21 protein-coding genes are annotated in these 26108 nt (G+C 60.6%); 10 read left to right on the forward strand and 11 right to left on the reverse strand.

Annotated features, from left to right (window positions below; translation table 11 throughout):
* Window positions 1-48: 48 nt before the first annotated feature.
* The gene (locus ACYVGC_RS11330) at window positions 49-723 is read right to left on the reverse strand and encodes a DUF4136 domain-containing protein (RefSeq protein WP_460583939.1); all 675 of its coding nucleotides are present in this window, start codon (window positions 721-723) and stop codon (window positions 49-51) included.
* A gap of 264 nt (window positions 724-987) precedes the next feature.
* Complete coding sequence (locus tag ACYVGC_RS11335; RefSeq protein WP_460583940.1) at window positions 988-1575, reverse strand: histidine phosphatase family protein; 588 nt, start codon at window positions 1573-1575, stop codon at window positions 988-990.
* Window positions 1576-1689: 114 nt separating this feature from the next.
* Between ACYVGC_RS11335 and ACYVGC_RS11340 the strand changes: the two genes are divergently transcribed.
* On the forward strand, window positions 1690-2097 hold the full coding sequence (locus ACYVGC_RS11340; protein ID WP_460583941.1) for a Uma2 family endonuclease: 408 nt from the start codon (window positions 1690-1692) through the stop codon (window positions 2095-2097).
* 163 nt (window positions 2098-2260) lie between these two features.
* Here ACYVGC_RS11340 and ACYVGC_RS11345 read toward each other — a convergent pair whose 3' ends face one another.
* Both ACYVGC_RS11345 and ACYVGC_RS11350 read right to left on the reverse strand, forming a co-directional pair.
* Entirely contained in the window at window positions 2261-2680 is a 420-nt protein-coding gene (locus tag ACYVGC_RS11345; RefSeq protein WP_460583942.1) for a hypothetical protein, read from the reverse strand.
* Between the two features lie 24 nt (window positions 2681-2704).
* Complete coding sequence (locus tag ACYVGC_RS11350; RefSeq protein ID WP_460583943.1) at window positions 2705-4594, reverse strand: ABC transporter ATP-binding protein; 1890 nt, start codon at window positions 4592-4594, stop codon at window positions 2705-2707.
* Between the two features lie 330 nt (window positions 4595-4924).
* On the opposite strand from ACYVGC_RS11350, the gene ACYVGC_RS11355 reads away from it, so the two are divergent.
* From ACYVGC_RS11355 to ACYVGC_RS11375, 5 genes are all read left to right on the forward strand, one after another.
* A complete protein-coding gene (locus tag ACYVGC_RS11355; RefSeq protein ID WP_460583944.1) occupies window positions 4925-6160 on the forward strand; it encodes an MFS transporter in 1236 nt (411 codons plus the stop codon).
* A 103-nt stretch (window positions 6161-6263) separates the two neighbouring features.
* A complete protein-coding gene (locus ACYVGC_RS11360; protein WP_460583945.1) occupies window positions 6264-8345 on the forward strand; it encodes a DUF3857 domain-containing protein in 2082 nt (693 codons plus the stop codon).
* 54 nt (window positions 8346-8399) lie between these two features.
* Entirely contained in the window at window positions 8400-10490 is a 2091-nt protein-coding gene (locus tag ACYVGC_RS11365) for a DUF3857 domain-containing protein (RefSeq protein WP_460583946.1), read from the forward strand.
* A gap of 188 nt (window positions 10491-10678) precedes the next feature.
* The gene (locus ACYVGC_RS11370; RefSeq protein WP_460583947.1) at window positions 10679-12622 is read left to right on the forward strand and encodes a DUF3857 domain-containing transglutaminase family protein; all 1944 of its coding nucleotides are present in this window, start codon (window positions 10679-10681) and stop codon (window positions 12620-12622) included.
* A gap of 63 nt (window positions 12623-12685) precedes the next feature.
* A complete protein-coding gene (locus ACYVGC_RS11375; RefSeq protein WP_460583948.1) occupies window positions 12686-13114 on the forward strand; it encodes a DUF4279 domain-containing protein in 429 nt (142 codons plus the stop codon).
* 172 nt (window positions 13115-13286) lie between these two features.
* Here ACYVGC_RS11375 and ACYVGC_RS11380 read toward each other — a convergent pair whose 3' ends face one another.
* On the reverse strand, window positions 13287-14183 hold the full coding sequence (locus ACYVGC_RS11380; protein WP_460583949.1) for a carboxypeptidase-like regulatory domain-containing protein: 897 nt from the start codon (window positions 14181-14183) through the stop codon (window positions 13287-13289).
* Between the two features lie 656 nt (window positions 14184-14839).
* Here ACYVGC_RS11380 and ACYVGC_RS11385 point away from each other — a divergent pair.
* Together ACYVGC_RS11385 and ACYVGC_RS11390 are read left to right on the forward strand one after the other, a co-directional pair.
* The gene (locus tag ACYVGC_RS11385) at window positions 14840-16348 is read left to right on the forward strand and encodes an IS1182 family transposase (protein WP_460583950.1); all 1509 of its coding nucleotides are present in this window, start codon (window positions 14840-14842) and stop codon (window positions 16346-16348) included.
* Between the two features lie 214 nt (window positions 16349-16562).
* Complete coding sequence (locus tag ACYVGC_RS11390; RefSeq protein ID WP_460584066.1) at window positions 16563-17069, forward strand: recombinase family protein; 507 nt, start codon at window positions 16563-16565, stop codon at window positions 17067-17069.
* Between the two features lie 141 nt (window positions 17070-17210).
* Here the strand turns inward: ACYVGC_RS11390 and ACYVGC_RS11395 are convergent, their stop codons facing one another.
* Both ACYVGC_RS11395 and ACYVGC_RS11400 read right to left on the reverse strand, forming a co-directional pair.
* Entirely contained in the window at window positions 17211-19328 is a 2118-nt protein-coding gene (locus ACYVGC_RS11395) for a ComEA family DNA-binding protein (protein ID WP_460583951.1), read from the reverse strand.
* A 42-nt stretch (window positions 19329-19370) separates the two neighbouring features.
* Complete coding sequence (locus ACYVGC_RS11400) at window positions 19371-20255, reverse strand: PorV/PorQ family protein (RefSeq protein WP_460583952.1); 885 nt, start codon at window positions 20253-20255, stop codon at window positions 19371-19373.
* A gap of 268 nt (window positions 20256-20523) precedes the next feature.
* Here ACYVGC_RS11400 and yidD point away from each other — a divergent pair, with 268 nt between their 5' ends.
* A complete protein-coding gene (gene yidD / locus ACYVGC_RS11405; protein WP_460583953.1) occupies window positions 20524-20736 on the forward strand; it encodes a membrane protein insertion efficiency factor YidD in 213 nt (70 codons plus the stop codon).
* Between the two features lie 43 nt (window positions 20737-20779).
* Window positions 20780-21700, forward strand: coding sequence for a hypothetical protein (locus ACYVGC_RS11410; RefSeq protein ID WP_460583954.1), 921 nt, complete (start codon window positions 20780-20782; stop codon window positions 21698-21700).
* Between the two features lie 188 nt (window positions 21701-21888).
* Here the strand turns inward: ACYVGC_RS11410 and lgt are convergent, their stop codons facing one another.
* The 4 genes from lgt to nadE all read right to left on the reverse strand — a co-directional run bounded on the left by lgt (window position 21889) and on the right by nadE (window position 26060).
* A complete protein-coding gene (lgt, locus tag ACYVGC_RS11415) occupies window positions 21889-22899 on the reverse strand; it encodes a prolipoprotein diacylglyceryl transferase (protein ID WP_460583955.1) in 1011 nt (336 codons plus the stop codon).
* A gap of 153 nt (window positions 22900-23052) precedes the next feature.
* Window positions 23053-23346: a hypothetical protein gene (locus ACYVGC_RS11420; RefSeq protein WP_460583956.1), complete on the reverse strand. Its 294-nt coding sequence runs from the start codon at window positions 23344-23346 to the stop codon at window positions 23053-23055.
* Between the two features lie 7 nt (window positions 23347-23353).
* The gene (locus tag ACYVGC_RS11425; protein WP_460583957.1) at window positions 23354-23968 is read right to left on the reverse strand and encodes an RNA polymerase sigma factor; all 615 of its coding nucleotides are present in this window, start codon (window positions 23966-23968) and stop codon (window positions 23354-23356) included.
* A 160-nt stretch (window positions 23969-24128) separates the two neighbouring features.
* Window positions 24129-26060: a glutamine-dependent NAD(+) synthetase gene (gene nadE, locus ACYVGC_RS11430; protein ID WP_460583958.1), complete on the reverse strand. Its 1932-nt coding sequence runs from the start codon at window positions 26058-26060 to the stop codon at window positions 24129-24131.
* Window positions 26061-26108: the final 48 nt, after the last annotated feature.

Below are 26108 nucleotides of genomic sequence, written 5' to 3' on the forward strand. Positions count from 1 at the left end.
GTACACTTGCGCCGGGTTGGGCGAAAGCGAAAAGTGACCTGCCGCCGCTTAGCGCGGGGTTTCGGAGACTGGCACCACGCTTGGCGCGGCCCCCGGCTCGCCGCTGGGCTGGCCGTTCATGGCCCCGTCGAGGTTGCCGCCGTTGAAATAATTTTCGGTGAAAATGCGGTAGCGGTCGAAGATGGAGCGCACCGAGCGCACCAGCACGTATTCGCCCCGCAGGCCCTCGGGCACTACCACGCCCGAGGCGTAGCCGTTCCAGATGGCGTTGTCGGTGTGCGTGTCGATGAGCGTGACCATGAGGGTACCATCAAGCATGAGCATGCGGGTTTGCTGGTAGCCGTGGCGCTGCTCATCGGGGGTTTCTTCGTCTTCGGCCTCGTTGTTTTTAACCCAGCGCGTGATGTCGTCCTGCACGAAGCCGGGGAAACGGATGTCGCCTTCAAACAACTTGAGGCTCACCATGAGGTCGGGGTTGCGGTGCGAGTAGCGGTAGCCTTGCAGGCGCATGCGCTGTTTCACGGCATCGCGCAGGGCTTCGCTGATGCGGGTACTGTCGGCGGTGAGGCCGTTGCCACTCAAAAAATTGTAGGTGCGGTAATGCCGGAAGCGCCCCCGGTAGCTGTAGCTCGACTCGATGCGGGCATCGCGGGAGGTGAGGCAGCTACAAAGCATCAGCAAGCTTAGCAAGCAAGCTAACTTAAAGGTAGTGGTGGGTTTCATGGAAGTAACGTAGAGGTTTTAATCAACTCTCTAAGCTACGGACAGAAATGGATTTTTGGGCTAGCGTTCAGCTTATTAGCCCTCGGGGCGAGCGGCCTTATTTGTACTGCTTATGGAGCAGCGCCGCTACTTAATAGCCCAAACTGCGCGCTTGGCTCAGTAAAAAGCACCGGATATACACGGGCCTAGCGCCCTTAAAAGTGCTGGCTAATATGAGTTATCAAGGAGCAGATTTTTATGCTGCCCGCGTGGGCTGACTGCTTACTAAGCTGGGCAGGTAGCTGAGGGCCGGATATGCTGTCGGGTTTTGGCGAGGCTGGGATGCTTGGCTTTGCCTTTGCGGCCCCCGCCGCTGAAAGTAATGGTCCAGATGCTATCGAAGTCGGTATCGGGCCAATCCTCTACTTCCTTTATCCCTAGCTTATTGGCAATTTCAACGATGCTGTTATGCTCCCACACTAGCAGCACCGTACCCCGGCGCTGCCGAATGTCCTGGGTAATGCCCTCGATGTTATCGGTGGCATAGTCGCTGTTGAGGACGAGGTTGTGCTGCACCGCGTAGGGCGTCACGGTCTGGAACATGCGCACGCTGGTCGTCTTTTTGCCATCGGTGCCAATGAGTGGCACGTAGGTGCGGTTGGGGGGCGTGGGCATCAGGCGGTTGAGCACGGCGGGCAGGGCCAGGGCCCGGTTTAGGCCAGCACAGGTGAGGTTGTCACCCTCGTCGGGCTTTTCGCCGTGCCGGATGAGGATTACCCGCAGGGTAGGGTCTTTTAATACCGGCGGCGCAAGTGGACTGAGCGCGTACAGCAGGTAAAGGCGGGCCTTGTCAATAATGGTGAATTCGGACATGCTGGGAGAGGGCAGGAGGCGCAGCGACCGGGGCTGGCATAGGATGGGGCCGCTACAACCGGCCACGCCAGGCGCGGTTTTCAACTGCTCGGTCAAGTGGTTGTCTTTGGCCTTATGGAGCTTGCCGACGCACAGCCGCACCAATGCACGGCTGAGGAGTATTTTGCCCTGGAAGTCAAGAGTGAGGCGCGCCACGACTTTTTTGAGGGCCAGATAATCGAGCATCCCGGCGATACAACTAATCACAACACAATTGTGATGAACTGTGCCACAGCCTTTCGTCAGGCTTTGCGGCACAGCGAAAATCGGGTGTACACGCTAGGTATTCTGCTGGTAGTGCGCGAAAACAAGCACTACACCTATCCCAACCTGCTCGTGTGCGGCGCAGAAGAAGGAGCCGGCGAAATCGCCTTGATTCGGAAGCCTCAACTGTTGCTACAGGTATCGTACCCCGAAACCGAGGACGATGACCGGGGCCGGAAGTTCAGGCAGTATCAGCAGCTGCCTTCGCTGCGGCATTGATATTATGGTATCGCAGGCTACGTGCTACGTGGCTGGTAGAATATTTCCGCCGTAACGAGGCTGACGAGTGGATAATAACAGTATTAACCGGGCCGGATGAAGTGCTGATTATTCCAGAGTTAAATCTAACGCTTACGCTGGCCGAGATTTACGATGAAACCTGCTAAGGATTATCCTCTAGATAAAGTCTGTAAAGCTCAAAGGCCCCATCGTCATCTACGCCATCAAGTAAACTTGAAATGGTATAGGAAACGCACTCAATCCAAGTCGATAATTGCTGGACTTGTTCTGCACTTAAAAGATTGTTGCGCCTAAGCATACCATCTTCGTCAAGTCCCCATGCGGCACTGAAATGACAAATACCCCAAAACGAAGAAATGATTTGCCGCTCAATTCTATCACCTCTGAAATGTTCCTTCAGAAGTTTTATGATGGACATTAATTCATGAAAATTAGCTTCGTATAACTGCCCAGTAAATGGTCTGAGCATTCCCAAAAAACCCTGAGTAGTTTTGGGATGCTCTATATCATCATGGTTATAGCTGTGATGTTTTAAGAGTTCTAGCGCTTCGAGTTCTGTCATGGTTTTAATTAATTTAACCACCCCCTACCGGTATCCCGCCGCCTGCAACTGAAACAGCTCCGCATAGCGCCCGCCCTTGGCCAGCAACTCCTCGTGCGAGCCGATTTCCTGCACGCGGCCGTGCTCCACTACTAGGATGCGGTCGGCCATGCGCACAGTGCTGAAGCGATGGGAGATGAGCACGGCGGTTTTGCCCTGGGTCAGTTCCTTGAAGCGCTCGAAGACTTCGTATTCGGCGCGGGCATCGAGGGCGGCGGTGGGCTCGTCGAGGATGAGCAGCTGAGCCTCGCGCATGTAAGCGCGACCGAGGGCGATTTTCTGCCACTCGCCGCCGCTCAGGTCCACACCACCGTTGAAGCGGCGGCCAATCATCTGGTCGTAGCCCTGGGGCAGCTTGGCAATCACGCTGTCGGCCAAGCTTTGGTGAGCGGCTTGCTCGATGCGGGGCTGGTTGGTGCGCTCCTCGATGCGGCCCACGGCCAGGTTTTGGCCGGCGGGTAGCTGGAAGCGCACAAAGTCCTGGAAGATGACGCCGATTTCCTGGCGCAGTTCGGCGGGGTCGTACTCGCGCAAGTCGTGGCCATCGAGCAGGATGCGGCCCTCGCTGGGGTCGTAGAGGCGGGCTAGCAGCTTGACGAGCGTGGTTTTGCCCGCGCCGTTTTCGCCCACCAGGGCCAGCTTTTCACCGGCGTGCAGCTCGAAGCTGAGGTGGCGCAGGGCCCACTTTTCGGCGTTCTTGTACTTAAAGCCCACGTCCTCAAACGTAAAGCCCTGTTGGATGGGTCGCGGGAACGGCCGCACCGCCTGCCCCAGCTTGGGCCGCACAATGCGCGGCTCAATCATAAAGAAATCGAAGAAATCCTGCAAATACAGCGCGCCGTCGGCCACTTGGCTGAAGCGGCTCAGGATGCCTTCGAGCAGGCTGCGCAGCCGGGCAAACGAGCCCGCCAGAAATGTGAGCTGGCCAATAGAAATGGCCCCGCCCACGGCTTGCTTGATGATGTAGAGGTAGGCCCCGTAGTAGCCAGCCGCCCCCACAGCCGCAAACACGGTGCCCCAGCTGGCGCGGCGCAGCGCGAGCGTCTTGTTCTGATAGTAAAACTGGTTGGAGAGCGTTTCGAAGCGTGCAATAAGGAAATCAGATAACCCAAAGATTTTCACCTCTTTAGCCGTTTCGTCGCTGGCCCCGGTTTGGCGCAGGTAGTCGAGCTCGCGGCGTTCGGGCGTCCAGGAGTGAGAGAGGGAGTAGCTGCGCTCGTTGAAATGACTTTCGCCGAGGAAGGCGGGCACTACGGCCAGCAGTAGCAGCCCCAGCAGCCAGGGCTGGAAGGCTACGAGGCCGGCGGCCAGCAGCACCAGCGTCACGGCGTCCTGGCCCTGGGCCAGCACCTGGCTCATGAGTACCGAGCGCGAGAGCGTTTGGCGGCGGGCACGCTCCAGCTTGTCGTAGAAAGTGCTGTCCTCAAACTGGTCGAGGTCGAGCTCGGCGGCGTGGCGCATGAGGCGCACCGAGCTAGCATTGGCGAAGAGGTCGCCGAGCAACGAGTCGAGCAGCGCCACGGCGCGGCCCAGCGCATCGGCCAGCAGCACGAGGCCAAACTCCAGGGCTATCAGCCCAAACACCGGCGACAGCACCCGGCTGGCGGGGGGCAGCTTGGTGAGCGCCACCACATCGTCGAGGATGAGGCGGCCCACGTAGAGCATGGCCAGTGGCAGGGCGGCCCGCAGCAGGCGCAGCACAATATTGCCCAGCGTGAGCGCCGGCGAGGTAAGCCAGATAAGCCGCAAAAACGCCGGCAGGTGGCGCAGAGCCGATACCCGCTCGCGCACGCTTACGGCGGGCTTTTCGGGGCCCCGACCGCCGCTGGGGTTTTTAGCGGATATTTTTTCGAATAAATTGGATAAGAAACTCATAGGCCCAGCAGTACGGCACATTTGGGGCCGGGGTGGGGGACTGGCCGTTTTGGCAGGGGTGCGGTAAACGAGTAAGGAGAGTAATTACGCAAAACGTCTGTCATTGCGAGCAACGAAGCAATCGCACCAGCACGGAATCGTCCGGGTATCGTCTTAGTGCGATTGCCGCGCTCCATCTCTGCTTAATGCGCAGAATGTTGCGCTCGCAAGGACAACCGTTTTCTATGTGAGTCTTGGAAAGTAATGCAGCTCAAAGCCGGAACGACATTACTTCTAATTACTCCCATTGCTCTCCTTACTCACTCACCACGCCCGACCTTTGCATCACTTATGCTTGGTTCGTATTCGCGGGGCTTCTGGCTGATGTGCCTGTCGTCGTTTCTTTTTTTTCTGTCTTTCAACCTTTTACTACCGGAGCTGCCGCAGCATCTCACCGACTTGGGCGGGGGCGAGTACAAGGGCTTCATCATTGCGCTGTTTACGCTCACGGCGGCCATTTCGCGGCCGTTTTCGGGTAAGCTCTCCGACACCGTGGGGCGCATTCCGGTGATGGTGTTCGGGTCGCTGGTGTGCTTTGTGTGTGGGTTTTTTTACCCACTGGCGCTCACGGTGAGCGGGTTTTTGCTGCTGCGGCTGCTGCACGGTTTCAGCACGGGTTTCAAGCCCACGGCCACCGCCGCCTACGTGGCCGACATTGTGCCCATGCACAAGCGCGGCGAGGCCATGGGTTTGCTCGGCGTGACGGGCAGCCTGGGCATGGCGGCCGGCCCGGCGCTGGGCTCGTGGGTGGCCGAGACGTTCTCCCTGAACACCATGTTCTACCTGTCGAGCGGGGCGGCGCTGCTCTCGGTGCTGGTGCAGGGCACCCTCACCGAAACCCTGCCCCAGGGGCAGCGGCAGAAGTTTAGCTTGTCGCTGCTGAAAATTAAACTGGATGAAATACTGGAGCCGCGGGTGCTGAGCCCGGCCCTGGTGACGCTGCTGTGCTTGTTTCCCTTCGGCGCGGTGCTCACCGTGATACCCGACCAGAGCCGGCTGCTGGGCTTGGCCGGGCCTACTAAGGGGTTGTTTTACATCTGCTACACGCTGGCTTCGCTGGCGGTGCGGCTGGTGGCGGGCAAAGCCAGCGACACCCACGGCCGGGTGCCGGTGCTGCGCTGGTCGGCGGGCATACTAGCGGTGGGGCTGGCGGTGCTGGTGTGGTCACCGTCGGTGCCAGTGTTCTTGGTAGCGGCCGTGATATTCGGCATTGGCACGGGGCTGAACTCGCCCACGCTTTATGCCTGGACTATTGACTTGAGCCACCCCGAGCGCCGGGGCCGGGGCGTGGCCACCATGTACATTGCCCTGGAGGTGGGCATTGGCATTGGGGCCCTGCTGGCGGGCTGGGTTTTTGACAACCAACCGGCCCGCCTGCCCTGGGTGCACGCCCTGAGTTTGGCCTGCGTGCTGGCGGCCATAGCCTACCTGCTGCTGGGCGTGAAAGCCACGCCCGCCGGCCCCGCTGCCAATGAGGCGCTGGCCGCCGAAGCAATGGCCGTGGCCGGCCCCGAAGAAGTTGTGTAGGTAACGTGAAGAAGATATTGGTAATCAAGTAGCCGCCACCTACTTTTACTGGGTAAGGGCGGCTATATGATTTTATACCCGCAGCCTCCAATATCTTCTTTCTATGATTCAAAAACTACGTACTTTGGGTGCGGTGGCAGTGGGCGCGCTGGGGCTATTGGGCCCGGTAGCCAGCCAAGCGCAGCAGGCCGGCGTGCAGCCGGTCGTTATTAAGTTTGGCAAGCCCGAGCTGGCTGACTTTGCCGCCAAAAACTTTGTGGGCGACAGCGCCGCCGCGGCCGTGGTGCTCTACGACTTCGGCACGGCGCGCTTCACGCTCAACGGCCTCAGCTTTCAGATGGAAACGGAGCGCACCACGCGCATCAAGATTCTCAAAAAAGCGGGGTATGAGTACGCCACTGTGGAGATTCCGCTGTACCACCGCGACGGGGATGAGGAGAAGGTGACCAGCCTTAAAGGTTTCACCTACAACGTGGTAGATGGCAAGGTAGAGAAGGTGAAGCTGGAGAGCACCAACATGTTTACCGAGGAGCGCAACAAGAACAACCGGGTGCGCAAGTTTACGCTGCCCGGCGTGCGCGAGGGGGCCATTATTGAGTATTCTTATTCCGTAACGTCAGACTTCTTCTTTAATTTCCAGCCCTGGACGTTTCAGCGGGACATTCCCACGCGCTGGAGTGAGTTTCGGGCCACCATCCCCGAGTACTTCACCTACAAGATGCTGATGCAGGGCTACGAGCCCCTGGCCCTGCAAAGTCAGCAGGAAACCAGCACGCAGTTTACGGCCACCGAGCGCGTGCAGCGCGCCGATGGCGTAACGATGGGCGGGGGCGTGACGACCCATTCGGCCAACGCCTCGGAAACCATTCAGGCACGGGCCACCAACTACCACTGGGCCATGCAAAATGTGCCCGCCCTGCGCGAAGAGCCCTTCATGACTACGCCGCGCGACTACGTGGCGCGCATCGACTTTGAGCTGGCCGGCGAGCGCATGCCGGGCGGCGCGTACCACAACCGGTCGGGCGGCTGGCAGAAAATCAATTCCGAATTGATGGCCCACGAGGAGTTTGGCTTGCTGCTCGACCGGGCTGGGTTTCTGAAGGAAGCCCTGCACGTGCTGGCCATCCAGCACCCCGACCCGGCCGCCCGCGCGGCCGCCGTGCGCAGTCTGGTGCTGCAAACCGTGAAGCACGACGGCACCAGCCGCCTGCTGGCCAGCGGCTCGCTCAAGCACACCTGGGAGCAGCACCGCGGCAACTCGGCCGATGTGAACCTGCTGCTCATTGCGGCCCTGCGCCAGGCTGGGCTGCCCGCCCAGCCCGTGCTGCTGAGTACCCGCGCCCACGGCCGCATCAACGAGAGCTTTCCGCTGCTGGAGCAGTACAACTACGTGGTAGGTTTGCTGCCGCTGGCCGACAGCACCGAGCTGCTGCTCGACGCCACCGAGCCGCTGCTGCCCTGCGGCATGCTGCCCGCGCGCTGCCTCAACCAGCTGGGCCGCCTGGTAGGCGAAAAGGAGCAGCCCGGCCGCTGGGTAACGCTGGCCCCCAAGCAGCACCATAACCACTTCCAGAACATCAGGCTGGCGGTGGACAACCAGGGCAACCTCACCGGCGAGGTGCATGAGGAGCACGGCGGCTACTCGGGGGCGGTGGCCCGCGAAGAATTGCAGACGCTGGGCGAGAAAAAATACGTGAGCCAGCTCACCACCCGGCATCCCAGCTGGGAAGTGCCCAACTACAAGTTTGCGGCCGTGGGCGAAGTGGCCCAGCCGCTGGCCCTCACTTACGCGCTGCGCCAGCCGGCCAGCACGCCCAGCACGGCCCAGGAGATTTACGTGAGCCCGCTGGCCTCGTTTGGCGAGGTGCGCAACCCGTTTCACCACGCCGTGCGCACGTATCCCGTCGATTTTGGTGCGCCTACCCAGGACGTTATTATGCTGACCCTGACTCTACCAGCCGGCTATACGGCCGAGCTGCCCAAGCCCACCGTGGTGGACCTGCCCGACCACGGCGGGCGCTACATCTACTCGGCCAGCAGTCCCACGCCCGGCACGGTACAGCTCGTGAGCCGCCTCAACCTCAGCAAGGCCGTGTACGGGGCCGAGGAATACGCCAACCTGCGCGAATTCTACCGCCTAGCCTTGGCCAAGCAGTCGGAGGCGCTGGTTCTGAAAAAAATCTAACTCCTGTCCGCCGCGCCCCGGCTGGGGCGGGCGGGTATTTTCTGCTGAGTACTTATGAAGGGGATAGTGCGTTGGCCGGGGCAAGCCCTGGCGAGCTTGGGCCTGGTGTTGCTACTGAGCGGAATATCAGTGAGTTGCTGGGCGCAGACCCAGGTGCCACCAGCCGCGTTTAAGGGCCCGCCGCCGGTGCGCTTCGGCCAGCCCGAGGCAGCCGACTTTGAGGCTAAAAACTTCGTGGGCGACAGCGCCGCGGCGGCCGTGGTGCTCTGCGATTACGGCACCTCACGCTTTGCCAGCCCCGGCGGCGAAATGCGCGTGATTCACGACCGCGTGGTACGTATCAAGATTCTGAAAAAAGCCGGCTACGACTACGCAACCGTGGAGGTGCCCCTTTACCACCGCGACGAGGCCACCGAGAAGCTGAGCAACCTGCGCGGCTTCACCTACGTGCGCGGGGCCGATGGCAACATCGTGAAAACCAAGCTCGATGCCAACGGCGTGTTTGTGGAAAAGCGCACCGACCGGGTAAACGTGCAAAAATTTACGCTGCCCGCCGTGCAGGAAGGGGCCGTGGTGGAGTACGCCTACACCATCACCTCGTCGATGCTGAGCGACTACCCCGGCTGGACGTTTCAGCGTGACATTCCCACGCGCTGGAGCGAGTACCGCTTCAGCTACCCCATGCCCTACCGCTACAAGATGATATACCACGGCTACGTGCCGATGGCTACCAACGAGGAAAGCACCGGCTCGGTAGCGCTGACGCTCACGCGCCGGGCCGAGTTTGGGGCCGGCGTGGGCACCGACGTGGGCAGCACCGGCGTGAGCATGAACACCGAGCAGCACCGCCTAGTGGTGCGCGACGCGCCCGCCGTGCGCGCCGAGCCCTACATCACCACCCCCGACGACTACCTGACGCGCATCACCTGCGAGCTGGCCGGCATTCAGTGGCCCGAGGAGAAATACCGCGACCTGGCCGACAGCTGGCCCAAAAAGAACGACCTGCTGCTTAAGCACGAGGAGTTTGGGCTGGTGCTGAACCACACCGACTTTCTGGCCGAAGTGGTGCGCCCCGCCATGCAAGCCAACCTGGAGCCGGCCGCCCGCGCCGCCGCCGTGCGCGAGTTAATTAGCAAAAGTGTGAAGTACGACGGCAGCCCGCGCCTGCTGGCCAGCGGCTCGCTCAAGCACACCTGGGAGCAACACCGCGGCAACTCGGCCGACGTGAACCTGCTGCTCATTGCGGCCCTGCGCCAGGCCGGGCTGCCCGCCCAGCCCGTGCTACTGAGCACCCGCACCCACGGCTACGTGAGCCAGGAATACCCGCTGCTCGACCAATTCAACTACGTGCTGGCCGCCGTAGAGCTGCCCGGCGGCAAAGACCTGTTGCTCGACGCCACCGAGCCGCTGCTCACCGCCGAAGCCCTGCCCATACGCTGCCTCAACAAAATCGGCCACACGGTGCCCGCCGAGGGCGAAGGCCGCTGGGTGAGCCTCGCGCCCAGCCTGCGCTACACGCACTACCAGGAAGTGAAAATGACCCTCGACGCCCAGGGTGGCCTAACTAGCCAGGCGCGCGAAGACTTTGGCGGCTACGCGGGCCTGGCGGCCCGTGAAAAGCTAGCCCAGTTGGGTGAGAAAAAATTTGCCGCCGAGCTGGCCAGTGAGCACCCCAGCTGGGAAATGCCCAGCTACCAGTTGAGCGGCACCACCAACCCAGGCCAGCCCCTGAGCATCAGCTACACCCTGCGCCAGCCGGCCGAAACGGCCACCACGGCCGAGGAGCTGTACGTCAAGCCGTTGGCGACGTTTAGCGATGGCAGCAACCCGTTTCAGCTGGCCGAGCGCAGCTTCCCGGTCGATTTTGGGATGTTGCGCCAGGAAATTACCAACCTCACCCTGACCCTGCCGCCCGGCTACGTGGCCGAGCTGCCCAAGCCCGCCACGCTGGCCCTGCCCGACCAGGGCGGTCGCTACGTGTACGCGGCCAGCAGCCCCGCGCCCGGCACAGTGCAGTTCATCAGCCGCCTCACCCTCGACAAGGCCGTGTACAGCGCCCAGGAATACCACGCCCTGCGCGAGCTCTACCGCCAGATGCTGGCCAAGCAGGCTGAGGCCCTGGTGATAAAAAAGGCCGGCAGCTAATGGGCTATTCAACTCGTTTGCCATTGTCGTTTGTCCTTGCGAGCATCGCGAAGCAATCGCACCCGAACGATACCTGCGCCAGTCGTTCGCCCACCGTTCTGGGGCAATTGCCGCGCTTCGCTCGCAAGGACAAACGATTTTGTGTATGGTCTATTACTGTTTAATAAATAATTGATTAACAGATACTTATGTTTTACTCGTTCTTCACCGCGCTCACGCTGCTGGCCCCGCCCACCCCCAAGTACCCAGCCGATGCCATTGCCCCGGCGCTGCGCGAAAACGCCCACGCCGTGGTGCGTGCCTACGACGAAAAAGTGGTCGTAAAGTCGGCCAGCCAGCTGGTCAAAACAGTGCACAAAGTGGTGACTGTGCTTGACGAAGCTGGCAGCGACGACTATGGTAAGTTGGTGCTGGACTACAGCAGTCTCAAGCATATCAACTACTTGCGCGGGGCGGTGTACAATGCGCAGGGCCAGCTGCTGCACCAGCTGCGCCCGGCCGAAATTCACGACCAGGGCCAGGGCAGCAGCGGCGGCAGCTTCATGGATGACCTGCGCGTGCGCTACGCCGACCTGCGCCAGCCCGCCACGCCCTACACGGTGGAATTCGACTACGAAATCGTGTCGGAAAACACGCTGTTCTATCCCAACTGGCAGCCCCAGGATGCCGAAAACCTCGCCTTGGAAGGCGCTACGCTGCAAGTAATCATGCCCACCGCGCTGCCCCTGCGCTACCAGGAGCAGCTGCTGCCCGCCGGGGCGGCCAGCGCGCCCGTAGCCACCGGCAACCAGACCACCTACCGCTGGCAGCTGCCCGCCGCCCCCGCCATGGAGCGCGAGCCGCTGGCCCCGCCGCTCGACGAGCTATTGCCCGCCGTGCACCTCGCCCCGGCCACCTTTGAGGTGCAGGGCCACGCCGGCTCGCTGGCTTCGTGGCAAAGCCTGGGGCAGTGGGTGTACCAGCTGGGGCAGGGCCGCGACGCGCTGCCGCCCGCCCTCACCGCCAAAATGGCCCAACTCATTACCGTGGCGCCCGACCCCCGCGAACGGGCCCGCAAGGTGTACGAGTTTTTGCAAGGCTCTACACGCTACGTGTCGGTGCAATTGGGCCTGGGCGGCTGGCAAACGGCCCCCGCCACTGCCGTGGCCACCGGCGGCTACGGCGACTGCAAAGCCCTGAGCAACTACACCTGCGCCCTGCTCAAGGCCGCGGGCCTGCCACCGGCCTACGTGGCGCTGGTAGGTGCCGGCGAAGGCGAGTCCGACGTGCGCGCCAACTTCCCGAGCAGCCAGTTCAACCACGCCATTTTGTGCATGCCGTTGGCCGCCCACGGCACCACCCCCGCCGATACCCTGTGGCTGGAATGCACCAGCCAAACTGATGCCTTCGGCTACATGGGCTCCTTCACCGGCAACCGCCACGCGCTACTGCTCACGCCCGAAGGCGGCCGCCTGGTGGCCACCCCGCGCTACGGCGCGCAGGCCAACCGCCAGCAGCGCCGCACCGACCTCTGGCTCAATACCGAAGGCGGGGCCAAAGCCACCGTGCGCACCCAGCGCCTGGGCCTGGCCCAGGACACCTACGCCCAGCTGCTGCATAATGCCGACCCCGAGCAGCAGAAAAAATACGTTTCCAACCGCCTACGCCTCAGCCACTTCACCATCACGAGCCTGCGCCTGGCCAACGCCCCCGCGCAGGCCCTGCCCGGCGTAGTCGAAACGATGGGCCTGGAGCTGGCCAGCGTAGGCACCGCCGCCGGCCGCCGCATCTTGCTGGAGCCCAATATATTGGGCCGCCTCGGGGCGCTGCCGGCGCAGGTGGGCCCGCGCCTCACGCCGCTGGCCCTGCCGCCCGCCAGCCTCTACCAGGATACCGTGCGCCTGCACCTGCCTACCGGCTTCCGGGCCGAAAACCTGCCCCAGCCCACGCAGCTCACCTCCGCCTACGGCACCTACTCCAGCACCTGCACCACCCTGGCCGATGGCACCCTGCAATACGTGCGCCAGCTCGAAACCCGCCGCCCCAGCGGCACCACGCTACCCGCCGCCAAGTATACCGAATACCAGGACTTTCGCCGTAAAATTAGTCAGGCCGATAATGCCCAGGTGGTGCTAGTCAAGACGGACGCGTAGGTGGCTTATGGAAGCGCCTAGCGAACGCATGACGCAGGCTGAGAAGCAGAAAGTAAATAATATATGAGCACTTTCAATTCTCGATTTTATTTCGCATTGAAGGGCGAGGGCTTTAAGCCAACTGAGATAACAGCTCGCTTAGGCATTGAGCCGACTACCACTTGGCAGAAGGGTGACAAAGGCCGGTACAATTCTCAGTTGAAATTTTCTAGCTGGCAGTTAGAAACAGAAGAGGGGAAGGAACTGCTTTGGATTGACCAGTTAGTGACCGAGATAATTGCTAAGCTCGAAGACAAGGCCGAAACTATCCTCCAGTTGAAACAAGAGTTCGGGCTTGAGTCAGTTTTAGAAATTGTTTTGTACGTCGACGTTAATGAGGGCGAATCAACCCCGGCTTTAGGGCACGACTTACGGACTATCAACTTCCTTTATCGCACCCAAACGCGCACTGATGTCGATAGCTACCGCTATGATTCTCGTAGTGATGAGTAGCTCTACCTCCATAAAGTGCCACGCCGGCCAGGAGCCATCTCCGCGGGCCAAATCTACCACTTTTCCGAGGCGTGTCCGACAACTGGTATTATGTAAAGAGACAAAAGCAAGAAACAAAAGGGAAAAGAATACCTTCCCCACTGCCCCCAAAATCCTACTAAGTACTAGCCAGCTACTCTTTGGGGAAAGCTACCAGCGCATCAACTCGTGCATTGCTGTTGTTGAAGCGGCGCAGCTTCCCATCTGACCCATACCCCACCCCGAAGCGGCTCCATTTTTTGCCTCGGTAGCTTTGCCAGGTGTTGCTTAAGTTGGCTACATTATCATCGGAATTTGTGAGCGCAAGGCAGAAAGGAAGTGCTTCTTCCGGGTTATCTATCCATTCTACGCCAACAAAACCTCCTTGTATAGGTAGCGTCAACTGACTCTTTTCCAGAGAAATGCGTAGTGTTTGGTTGCCAGGGGCTACTTTGAAAACCATTGGCTCAATTCCGGTTTCTTGCTCAGGGCCGGTGGCTTGCTTACCTGCCAGCACGCAAACCCTCACCAGTGTTGGCTTAGGGTTCTTAGCATCAGGTTTAGCAAGAAGCTTTAGCATTACGCCTTCCACTATTCCTTCCTTGTGCTCCTTATTCTCAATCCATACCACTACCCGGGTGCCCTTCTTAGTGCAGGCACGACTTAGATTGAAGAAGGTATTTACTCGGTCGTCAACCCAACCAATGCGCTGCGTAGTAAACTTTACTGATTTGCGCTTAGCCGAAACCGCCACCTCGCTCAAGGCTATTGGGGAATTTTTCAAGTAAGCTATTGGACTACTGACTAGCGTTTTTAAGAGGAATTTTTTACTCTTGTAGCCTAATGCAGAAATCAGTATTGAATCGGTAAGGGTGTAGTTATCAAGCTTGAAATTTCCTTGCGCATCCGTTAAACTGCCTTCATTAATACGAAGAATCGCTACCTGTGCATATTCTATCGGCTGTTTAGTGTCAATGTCTCTAACTGTAAAAACAGTTTGAGCTATTGAGATAAGCGGAAATAAAAATGTTCCTCCAATAAGAAGGAACATTTTTAATATTCTGAAATACAAGATGTTAGCTAGCAATTTGGGCTATCTGTAGAAGTCCAATGAATACCTAAGAAGGAGTACTCCGAAACAATTTGTATGCACCCACCGCCATCAACGTAGCTAGTGCTGCTAATGAGACGTGCATTTGCTTTTGGTACTATTCCAATAGATAGAATTGTAACTGAACCAACAAGTAGCATTGCTTTGCGCAATGAGCGGGCCTTGAGAAGTGCTTTCTTCATGGAGCTATATGTTTGAAGTGTGAGCACAAATGTATAAAGATTTTCATTATGAATGATAACACTTTCAAATATTTTCAAATAGCGGTCGCACGAGAGTTCGAACAGAAAACCCCGTTAAGGAAATAAATTAAATTGTAAAGAGTTGATAACTAAAAGATAGCAGTGTTCAAGAAAAGAGAGAGCAGCTAGCTATTCTATTCGTCATAAACGTCGAAGGACCCTCTGTTCTGCTTAGAAAAAGGTCTGATAGCCTTCCCGGGAGTGCATTTTGCTGCTGCAAGCGACTTAGCGTGGTTTTCTGTTCGAACGCTCGTGCGACCCCAATAAGAACGAACAGCCTGATGCTTTAACTGGCCCCGAAAGGTGCGGTGGCTGTTGCAGAAGTAAGTGGGTGGCCAGCGGTATCTTAGGGTTATGCAGGGCCACAAGCAGTTCACCGACCGCGTCGTGCTGCGCTTTCGCTTGTCGGAGCGTGTGCCGAAGCAGAATCTCTACCGCCGCCTGGCTGAGCTGTTGGACTGGGACTTTCTCTACCAGCAGACCCAGGCGCTTTACAGCCACACGGGCCAGCCCTCGCTCGACCCCGTGGTCTTCTTCAAGCTGATGCTGGTCAGCCGGCTGGAAAATCTGGTTAGCGACCGGCGCCTGGTCGAGCACTGCAGTTTGCGGCTCGATATCCTGTACTTTTTGGGCTACGAAGTCGACGAGGACTTACCCTGGCACTCGACTATCAGCCGCACCCGCCAGCTCTTTCCAGCAGCCGTCTTCGAGCACTTATTCGAGCACGTCTTTGCCCAGTGCGTGGCGGCCGGCCTAGTCACGGGCCACACCCAAACCGTGGACTCGGCCTTCGTCAAGGCCAACGCCTCCCTCGAGAGCCTGTGCGAAAAGCAGCCTACCGACGTGCCAGCGCCGGTCCTGCAGGTGGCCAGCGAAGCAGCGGCAGAAACGCCGCCTGCCCCGCCAGCGGCCCTGCGCGCCAGCCCCGCGCACCACTTACGGCGCGTGGCCGCTGCCCACGCCCGTTACGCCCGCCATAATAGTGGCCCGCTAGGACGCGACCGGCCGCAGGCGCGGCTGCTGAGCAATAAAACCCATTACAGCCCCGCTGACCCCGACGCGCGCATCTCGGTCAAGCCCGGCAAGGCCCGCGCCCTTAACTACCTGTGTAGCCTGGCCGTGGATGAGGGGCACGGTGTTATCAGCCACGTGCAGGCCGACTTTGCCGACCGCCGCGATAGCGTGTTGCTGGAAAGCATCGTGGCGCCCCTGCACCAGCGCCTGCTGGCCCACGACCTACCGGTAGTAGACGTTGTGGCGGACACCAACTACTCGAATGGGCTGAACTATGCCCTTCTCGAAGCCCGCGGCATCACGCCCTGGATTCCCGTCTTCGGCCAGTATAAACCCGAGGTTGAGGGCTTTACCTATGATAAAGAAACGGATTGCTTTACCTGCCTAGCGGGCAAGCTACTGCCGTTTAAAAGCTTTGATTCCGACCAAGACGGTCGGCTCTCGAAGCGCTACAGCGCCTCCAGCAGTGATTGTCGACGCTGCCCGCGCAAGTCCACCTGTGCCCCCAAGAGTACGAAGCGTAAGATTACGCGTACGGCCTACGATGCCCACTACCGGCGCGCGCTGGCGCGGCAGCAAAGTCGGCCAGGTCGGCGCATGCGCCGGCTGCGGCAGCGCACGGTGGAGCCCGTTTTTGGCAGCTTACTCCAGCACTACGGCATGCGCCGGGTCAATACGCGGGGTAGGAGTAGCGCGCATAAAACGATGCTGCTCACGGCCATTGCCTTCAATCTCAAGAAGCTACTCAAGCACCAGTCCAAAAAGACGCTACGCTTGGCCATCGCTCTGCCCAGGCCGCCCCTAGCAGGGCTGTTTTTGTCCTTTTGGCGAAATCATTACCGCCGGTAGCATCCGTTTGTAGACAGGCAGTAGCGCTGGGTCAAGAGTTCTGCAACAGCCACTGCGCCTTTCTGAGCCACCGGGCCGGCGTAGCGATTCCTTGCTGGGCCAGCTTTTTTGATGGCTCAAGAAGTGGGTTCCGTAATGTGTATTTGTGACCCATCCTTACTGAGCCGTGCAGCACACTTTCGGCTACGCCCGCGTTTCCGCCACCGACTAGAACCTGGCCACGCAGGTCGAAGACCTCACCCACACGGGCTGCACGCGCATTTTTCAGGAGAAGGTTTCCGGCACGCGGACCTATAGCCCGGCCCTCGACGAGTTGCTAGCAGTCGTGCGGGAAGGCGACGTAGTGGTGGTGAACCGCCTGGCGCGACTTGGCCGCAATACCGTGCACACCATTCAACTGGTGGAGGAATTCAACCGACGCGGGGTGCATTTTCGGGCGCTAGACCTGGGCATTGACTCGCGCACGCCGGCAGGCAAGATGATTATCGGCTTGTTCAGTTCCTTCAACCAGTACGAGCGCGAGAACAACCGGCAGAAGAGCTTGGCCGGCATCGAACTGGCCAAGCAGCAAGGCAAGCACCTGGGCCAGCCCGCCGGGCGCGATGCCGAGAAGCTGGCCAAGGTGGCCACGGCTTTAGAGCGGGGCTTGTCAGTGGCTGAGATTGTGACCCTCACCGGCATTAGCCGCGCCAGTGTCAAGCGTTATCGCCAAGAAATTTAAGGGCAAAGTATTTAAAATCAGTGAGTTATTTTGTCCTAAATCATGCACTGTATAAAGGGATTTTACTCAAAATAAATAAGAAGCAGAAACTGGCTATTATCTTGAAATTGTTGTACCTGTCTTTCAACCCAAAAACAAGTCTCACAGCTTATACCGCACCTGTGCCGTCACCTCCGAGCGCGCCGCGCCCTTAATCTCCTCCAGCCCCGAGCCCACGGTGGCCTGGTGCCGGTAGCGCGTGTCGGCATAGCGTAGCCAAAACGTAAAGTGTTTATTTATAGTGGCTTGCCCAATGGCGTAGGCCCGCGTGCCCTGCCCGTAGAGCGCGGGCACCGACACGGCGTACAGCACGTCCTGCTCAAACACGTACTGCCGCGTGTTGTAGTCGTCGGTGTCGAACACGGCGTAGCGGGCCGTGAGCCGCACCCGGCGCGCGAGCTGCACCGTGGCATCCTGGCTGAGCACAAAGCCGCGCCGCCAGGGCTGGTTGTCGTCGGCGCGTAAGTAGGTGGTTTGCAGGCGGGTGCGCAGGCCCAGCTGGGCGGTGGGCTGCACGTCGCAGTACAGCAGCAGCGAGTGGCGCAGCTGCTGGCCGGGCAGCGGTACTGGCCGGCCGGTGAGGCTGGTGGGCAGGTCGAGCGGCTTGAGGCGGGCGCGGTACTGGGCGTATAGCAGGCTGGTTTTGGTGGGCGTGAAGGCCACGCGCAGCAGCGCATCCTGCCCTTGGCTGGGGGCGCCCACCCGGTAGCGCAGCCACGGAAACCGAAACTGGTCGAAGTAAGCCGAAACCTCCCAGCGCGCCAGTGGCCTCACTTTCAGGCCGATATATAAGCCGCTCTCGTTGATGTTGCGCGTATTCTCGCTCAGCGCGTTGCCGTAGAAGGTGTGAAAATCAGCGTCGTAGTGCCGCACCAGCACCGAGGCATCCACGGCCGGGCCGAGGCTGGCGAGCAGGCCACTTACCAGCCCCAGGCCGCCGCCGCTACTGCGCCCGCCTTCGCCAAAGAGCAGCAAATTGCGCCAGCCGTAGCTGTAATGCGCGCCCAGCGCCAGGTTGTTCTGCCCACTGAATTCGAACCGATTATACGGCTCCGGCCTTTTCTGAAAAGCCGTGCCGTAGTGCGTGCCCACCGCCGTGAGGCCGAAGCTTAGGTTGCCATCGGCGCTGAGGTAGCCGAGGTGGCCGCCGCCCACGGTTTCGCGCAGGCGCTGGCGGCTGGCAATTTCGGTGGCGGTGCGGTGCAGGCCGGTCAGCAGCAGGCTGCTGCTAAACTCGTCGAACTGCGCCAGCGAGTCGGCGTTTTGCCGGGTGTTGGCGTCGATGTTTTTGCGCGAGCCAAAGGCCGTGGCCTCCCAGCGCGGGGCCAGCTGGTAGGTGGCCGCCGCGCCCCGAAAAAACGTATTTTCGAGCAGTGCCGCGTAGGGCCGTACGCCCAGCGCGGCGCGGCGCAGGTTGGTGATGGTTTCGGCTCCTTTGCCTGCCGCCAGCCCCGACGATAGCAAGAGGCCCTGCCCAAATTGTAATTGATAATCGCCCAGCGCCAATGTTTTAAGCCGGCCCTGCTCGTGCAGCACAAAGTGGGCTGATACAAAATCGGGCCCGTACTGGCTTTGGCCCGGCCGCCAGGCCAGGGGCTCGCCCGCGTCTTTCTCGGCCGTGAAGCCCAGGCTGAAATCGTGGGCGTGGCTCACGCGGTAGCGCAGGGCCACGGCATCGGGCGAGCCCAGGTAGCGCAGCGTGGGCCGCCCCTGAAAGGTGTCGGCGGGCGCGTAGCCTTTGCGCTGTTGCAGCACTCGCTCGTAGCGCAGCAGCACGGCGTTATTTTCTTCATTTTTAATGCGTTGCCACAGGGGGCCGCGCACCGCATTGGGCCGGGTGCTGGCCACCGTCACGAAGGGGCCCACCCGCTCGATGGTGCGTACATCCCAGCCTGGCACGGCTTGCAGCTCATACACGCTCAGCAGCGGGCCGGTGGCCTGGCGGTGCCGCAGCAGGGCGGCCACCTGCTTTTCGGTGAGCAGGGGCAGGGCGCGCAGCTCCTCGGCGTTGGCGGTATTGAGGTTGAGCGGCGACTGGTAATAATTCAGCAGCGTGCCGTACAGGTCCTCATACGGCACTTGGTCGGTCTGGATTTCGGCAAAAAGCTCCTGCGTGAGGCGGTCTAGCTCGGGCGCGCGACGCGGAAACTCCTGCGCGGTCAGCCGCGTGCCAACCAGGAAGCAGCTGCAAGTGAAGAAGATAAGTGGCAGGTGTTTCATCGCTGCTGGCAATTTTTTACGCGGGCGCTACTATCCACTTGCTTACTCCCCATTTTTCGCCTTCTCCCATTGCCAACCCAGACTGAAGTACTGGCTCAGCCCCAGCACGCTGTGCCAGCCGGCCGCGTAGTCGAGCTGAAAATCGCCAGCGCGCAAGCCTACGCCGCCCGTGGTTTGCTGGCTCAGACTGGCGTAGCCCAGGCGCACGGCCACGGCCGCCGTGGGCAGGTATTCGAGGTCGGCCTTCACGCCGGTGGCGCGCTCCACGTCTTTTTCGGCTTCGGCCAGTAGCAGCACTTGCTTGGCGGGGCGGTAGGCCAGGCCCACGCGCAGCACGGTGGGCAGTCGCTCATCTTGGTAATCGGCTAGCTTCGCCTGCGTTATGTTGTAGAGGTACGCGCCTAGGGTGAGGCGCTGGGGCAGGATGTCGGCCTGCCCGCCCAGTGAGGCGGCTACCGTGCGGCGGCTGCCCAGGTCCTGGAAGCTCACTTGCAGCGCGTCGAGCCGGCCGCCCACGCTTACCACGCCCAGCCGGTAGCCATAGGCCGCGCCCACCCGCGTTTCATTGTACAGAACCCCGCCAAAGCGCTGGGCCTCAACGGCTACTACGCCCCGGCCCGCGCGGGCGGGCAGCCCCGCCGCGGCGGGTTCTACCACGCCCAGCGGCAGGGCCACCGCCACGGCCGCCACATTGAGGCTCGGAATGAGGTAGCGATTTTCAAAGTAGATGCCCGCCGTGGGTCGGGTGATACTGCCCAAGCCGGCCGCATTATTAGCCGCCGCCCACACCTCGCCGCCCAGCGTGGCCGAGGCATTGCCCAGCGCCTGCGCCCGGCCGCCGTGCCCGGCGGGCCCGTTGCCCTGCGCGTGCAGCAAGGGGCAAGTACTGAGTAAGAGAATAATAAGGAAGGGTAAATACTTGGTCATAGACCCCAACGCGGCTAAGAAAGCCGAAATATAAGCCTGGTAACTAGGGGCTGCTAGCTTTTGGCTGACAGCTTACGGCTTTTGTTTTGATTAACAGGTAGTTGTAGTTAAGGCAAACGTGATTAACTCTGCTTAACTACTTGTAAACAAGCTGCTAGCATGTGCCGGCAACTTTGTTTTTGCCTGTGGGCAGTGCTGGTGGCCCGCCGGGCCGCCCACCCAGGCCGGCCCTGCCGAACTTTGCGCCATCCCCCGGTCTTTATGCCTTATGCTTCGTCGCTTGCTGCTGCTGCTGGTGCGGTTTTACCAGCTCTTTATTTCTCCGCTCACCCCGCCGAGCTGCCGTTACACGCCCACCTGCTCGGCCTACGCCGCCAAGGCCATTGGTAAGTACGGGGCCTGGCGCGGGGGGCGGCTGGCGCTGCGGCGCATCGGGCGCTGCCACCCCTGGGGTGGGCACGGGCACGACCCCGTGCCGTAGCCTAGTGTAGCCAACTGACGCTCTTTAGCGTACAAGCGCACCTATGCTGTATATCCCGCTCCTTATCCGCCCGCTCATGGGCGTAATGCTCCTCACTACTGCCTGCTCCTCGGCCGAGGGCGACCGCGCCAGCGCCGACCAGCCGCAGGGCGAGACCCAGACGCACCCCGGCAAAAAAGGTAAAAAAGGCGGCCACAAAAAAGACAAGCAAGCCGTTGCCCTGGAGGGCCTGCGCCGCGTGGGCAAGCTCACCGATGGCATTCTGGAGAGCTCGGGCCTGTGCGCTGCGCCCGAAGCAGGCACCTACTTCACCTTCGGTGACGATGGCCAGCAGCCCACCGTGTGGCGCGTGGATGGCACCGGCCAGCAAGTGGGCGAATTCACGCTGGGCGAGCCCAACCACGACTGGGAAAGCCTTAGCCGCGACGCCAGCGGCAACTACTACATGGGCGACTGCGGCAACAACAACAACGACCGCCAGAACCTCGCCATCCTGCGCTTCCGCCCCGACGCGCCCGATAAAGTCGGCAAAATCAACTTCAAATACCCCGACCAAAAGGCATTTCCGCCCGATAAGTCGGAGCGCAACTTCGACTGCGAAGCCAGCCTCTGGCACGCCGGCCAGGTGTATCTATTCACCAAAGACCGCGCCCAGTCGGCCACCTGCAAGGTGTACACCTTGCCCGAAACCCCCGGCACCTACACCGCCAAGCTCGTAACCAAGCTCGCCCTGCCCGGCCAAGTCACCGATGCCACGCTGGCCCCCAGCGGCCACCGCCTCGCCCTGCTGGCCCGGCAAGAGCTGTTCGTGCTGGAAGGCAATTCTTGGGACGAAATCCTGAAAGCTACACCCCGCCACATCAGCCTCAAGGGTGCGGGCCAAACCGAGGGAGCAGCCTTTAAAACCGAAAATACGCTGCTGATTACCACAGAGCAGGGTGACGTGTATGAGCTTGATTTATAATAAATTATCCAAAATATTTCGGGCTAAGATGTAGAGAAGTATCCTTGCGTCTTGTCGTTATTTGGCTCACAGACGACAGACGCAAAGATGTGTCTCTACCTTGACCCTGAAGTGGCTGTATTCAACAGAAAAGCCCGCTGCACTCAAGTGCAGCGGGCTTTTCTGTTGAATGGCTTATCCGTAAAAGGCTAGGCTTTGGAAGCCGCGGCCTGCGCGGCTTCTTCCTCGGCCAGGTCGCGCGGGGCGTAGCCGTAGGGGTTTTTGGGGTCTTTGCCGGCGCGTAGCAATACCCATAAGCCAATGATAATGAAGGGGATACTCAGCAGCTGCCCAATATTGAGGTGGTACTGCGCAATGATGCCGCCCTCCTGGGCCACCTGGTTTTCTTTCAAATATTCTACTAAGAGGCGGAAGGTAAAGAGCAGCACTACAAACAGGCCAAACAGCAGCCCGCGCGGCGTACGCTCGCGGTATTTGTTCCAGAGCCCGTAGAGCAGGGCGAGCAGGAAAACGCAGAACAACGACTCGTAAATCTGGGTGGGGTGGCGCGGCACGGCCATGGGGGCATCGGGCGCCACGGCGGTGCCGGCGGGCAGCAGCCGGTAGCCGGTAGTGTTGTCGGCGTAGATGACGCGCTCGGCGGCTACCTGCACTGCGCCGGCGGGCAGCGGGCGCCGCACGGGCTCCAAGTGCTCGGTGTCGCGCGGGAACACGAACGCCCACGGCACATCGGTGGGCTTGCCCACAATTTCGGAATTCATAAGGTTGCCAATCCGAATGCACGCCCCACCAATGGCCACCGTAATAACGATGCGGTCGAGCACCCAGAGGTAATCAAACTTATTGCGCACGCTGAAGATGAATACCGCCAGCAAAATGCCGATGGTAGCGCCGTGCGAGGCCAGGCCGCCCTCCCAGATTTTGAAAATGTCACCTAAGTGGTCTTTGTACTTCGGCCAGTCGTAGAAAAATACGTGGCCCAGCCGGGCCCCCAGCACCGTGGCCACTACCATGTAAAAGGTGAGTACGTCGACCCAGTAGGGCCGCACGTTCTCTTTCTTAAACATATCGGTGAGCACAAACGAGCTGATAACGAAGCCCGAGGCAAACAGCACGCCGTACCAGCGCAGCAGCAGCGGGCCGATTTCGGCAATGATGGGCGAGACGTTCCAGGTAATGTAGGCGAGTAAAGGAGACATAGACGACAGAGGGGAAGAAGCTTCAAAAGTACTAGCGCTGGAGGCTCGCCGCTTGCGGCGAGGGCCAGGGGCCAGCGCTGGAAGTAGTATAGCCAGGTGGGTTTAGCGCGGGCCGCACGGAGCGCAAGCGTGGATTAGCCGGTAAAAAGTAGCCTAGTGAGCCAGCTGTTGCGCGGGGTTGCTGGTGCGGTGGCCAGGGCCCGCCGCAGTTGCGCTGGCCCCGTCGCCGCTCACGGCTAGCACCAGGGCGCAGAGGGCAATGGCATAGGCAGGCTTATGCAACCAATTAGGTAGCAAGGTGTTGGCAGCACCCTCCTGGGCCAGCAGCCGGGCGTGAACCCGCGCGTAAAAGAAGGGCTGCGGCTCCGCGTGCGGGGGCAGCCGCAGCTGGCGGAGCAGCGCTTCCCACTCTTGGTCGGAGCGAGGGGGCAGGTTTGAATTGGACATGGCGAAACTAGGTTTGAAGGGATTGCTGAAGCTTTTGCCGGGCCCGAAACAACAGGGATTCTACCGCGGGCACGGTGGTAGCGAGCACGGCGGCGATTTCCTCGTAGCTGAGCTCCTGCTCGTGGCGCAGCGTAAACGCCACTTGCTGCTTGGCCGGTAGGCGGGCCAGGCAAGCGCGCAAAAGGGTCAATTGCTGCTCGCCCTCCAGCAGCGCCTGTGGGTGCGCGTGGTCGGGCGGCTCGTGCAGTACTTGGTTATCAAGCCCCAGCAAGCTGGTAAAGTGGGCAAAGCGCTTTTTGGCCTGGGCCCAGCGTCGATAGCGCAGGGCCCGCGATGTAGCAAGGCGGTAGAGCCAGGTGCTGAGGGCAGCCTCACCCCGAAAGCTGGCAATAGTCTGGTAAACCTCCATAAAAACCTCCTGCGCCACGTCTTCCGCCTCCTCCGGCGAGTGCAGCAGCGAAAGGGCAGTTTGGTAAATGCGGGTCTGGTAACGCGCCACCAGCGTGCGAAAAGCCGCCTCGCTGCCTTGCTGCAACTGCGCCACCAACTCGTCGTCGGTAGCGCTCAGCCGGGAGCAGTGCGGCAGCTTAAAAGACAGGGGGAGCGCAAGGCCAAAAGCCATAGTAGCCAAAACGACAAGTAAGTGCCTAACATTTCGGAACGCTGACCCGGCAAAGTCAGTGTTTCGAAATGTTAGGCACCACTACTGTTAAAAACCTGCGTTGCCTCGCCTGCCTAATCAGGCAACTTGCTTACAGCCAGGATATTTATTTTGAAATAAACTACAGCGCGGCCAGCTCCTCACCAAAGCCGCCGCTCAGGATGGGGAAGCGTAGCCACGAGCGCGGGTCCACGTTGTAGTCGTCGAGGTGGAAGCTGGGCGCGTAGCGCTCGCGCTTCCACTGGTTGCGGCTCCACAGCTGGTAGAAGCGCCGCACGTAGGTGCGCAGCTGCTCGGCATCGCTGGCGGGGTCTTCGGCGATGAGCTGGGCCAGCACCGCTGCCGGGGCCAGCCGGTCGTAGAAAGCCAGCCGCTCGATGCGGTTGAGCAGCACGTAGGGCATTAGGTCGCGCTCGTCGGTCTGGTTATCGGCCAGGGGGCGCAGCTCGGCGGTGGGTTGCAGGTCGTTTACGTAGTGCAGGCCTTCGTAGCCCAGCTCGGTTTGGGCCCAGCGCAACCACTTCTTTACGAAGTCTTTATCAACGCCCGCGATGGGGGAGATGCTGCCCGCCGTGTCGCCGTCCATGGTGCAGTAGCCCACGCTGGCCTCCGAGCGGTTGGAGGTGGTGATGAGCAGGCAGTTCTGCACGTTGGCCAGCAGCCAGATGCCGGGGGCCCGCACCCGCGCCTGAATGTTTTGCAGCGCCAAGTCGTCGGTTTGCCACGTAAGCGGGCGGCCCAGCGCGCCCTCAATCTTGCCCACGTAGCCGCTCACCTGCTCGTCAATCGTCCAGTCAAAAAACCGCGCCCCGATGCTGTCGGCCAGCTCTTTAGCCGAGGTAAAGGTATCGTCCGACGAGTTGACCGTGCCCTGGTAGGCACAGGTAAGTAAGTGGTTGACAAGCTGTTGATTAGTAGTGGCCGGCTTCTGGTTTTGGGGCTCCGCCGCGTTGTCCACGTCGGTGGCCGTTTGGTGGGCCGCGCCGCCGCCGCCGGTTTGCACCACGCTCGTTTTGGCTTCGTCAAACGCCCCGCTGCGGCGCTTAAACTCCTCTTCGCCCAGCTCGGCCACGCCCAGGCGCACCATTTCGGCCACACCTACGGCGCAAAACGACGAGTCGGCCCCGCCACTCAAGCTCAGCACGAAGCCCCGGCTGCGGGCCTTGCGCAGGTAGTCAAACAACCCCAGGCTCATGGCCTGGTTGAGTTCGCGGTACTCGTCGGGTGCGGGCAGCGGCACAATGCTATCGACCATTTCGAGCGGTGTGGCAAAGTCCACATCGGCCCATTCCAGGTCCACTTCCTTGAAGCTCAGCAGCTGGTTGCGCTTGAGCAAGTGGCCGTTGCGGGCAATCAGAATTTCGCCGTCGTAGATAATGCGCCCGGCCTCGTTGCCCAACAGGTTGGCGTAGAGGTAGGTGCACGTAAAATTACGCGACGCGTTGAGTACCAGATTATAACGCTGGTCCGTCTTGCTCATGGCAAAATGGCTGGCTGACGGGTTCACAATCAAATCCACCTTGCCGCGCAGCCGGCAGGCGGGCCGCACGTTGTCGGGCCGCCAGGCATCTTCACATATCTCGAAGCCAAACCGCACGCCCAGGTGCTCAAACGTGAGGTCGCCGAGCGGCCAGCTTTCGCCCGCGTGCTCTACGGTGGTCGTCTCGCCCGCCACCCACGGCGCAAAAAAGCGCGGCTCGTAGTGCACCCCATCGCTGGCCAGAAACTGCTTGGCCGCGAAGCCCAGAATTTCTCCATCGCGCAGCACGCCGGCCGTGTTATACGTGCGCTGATTCAGCCGCACCGGTAGGCCCACCATTACGCAAATGCCCTCAGTAAGCGGCCTGATTTGCTGCAAGTGCGCCAGCGCCGACTCGGGCAGCCAGTCGCTCAAAAACAAATCCTCGCAGTTGTAGCCCGTCAGGCACAACTCGGGCAGGCACAGCAGCTCCACGCCTTCGGCCTTAGCCTGCGCAATGGCGGTGCTGATAGTCTGAATGTTATGAGCCCAGTCGAAGGGAATCTGGTTGAGGGCGGCTCCGGCGATGCGCATAGGATAAGAAGAAGGTTACCAGCAAAGCAACTACATTTTGGCCTTATG

It is taken from the genome of Hymenobacter arcticus (assembly GCF_054779975.1).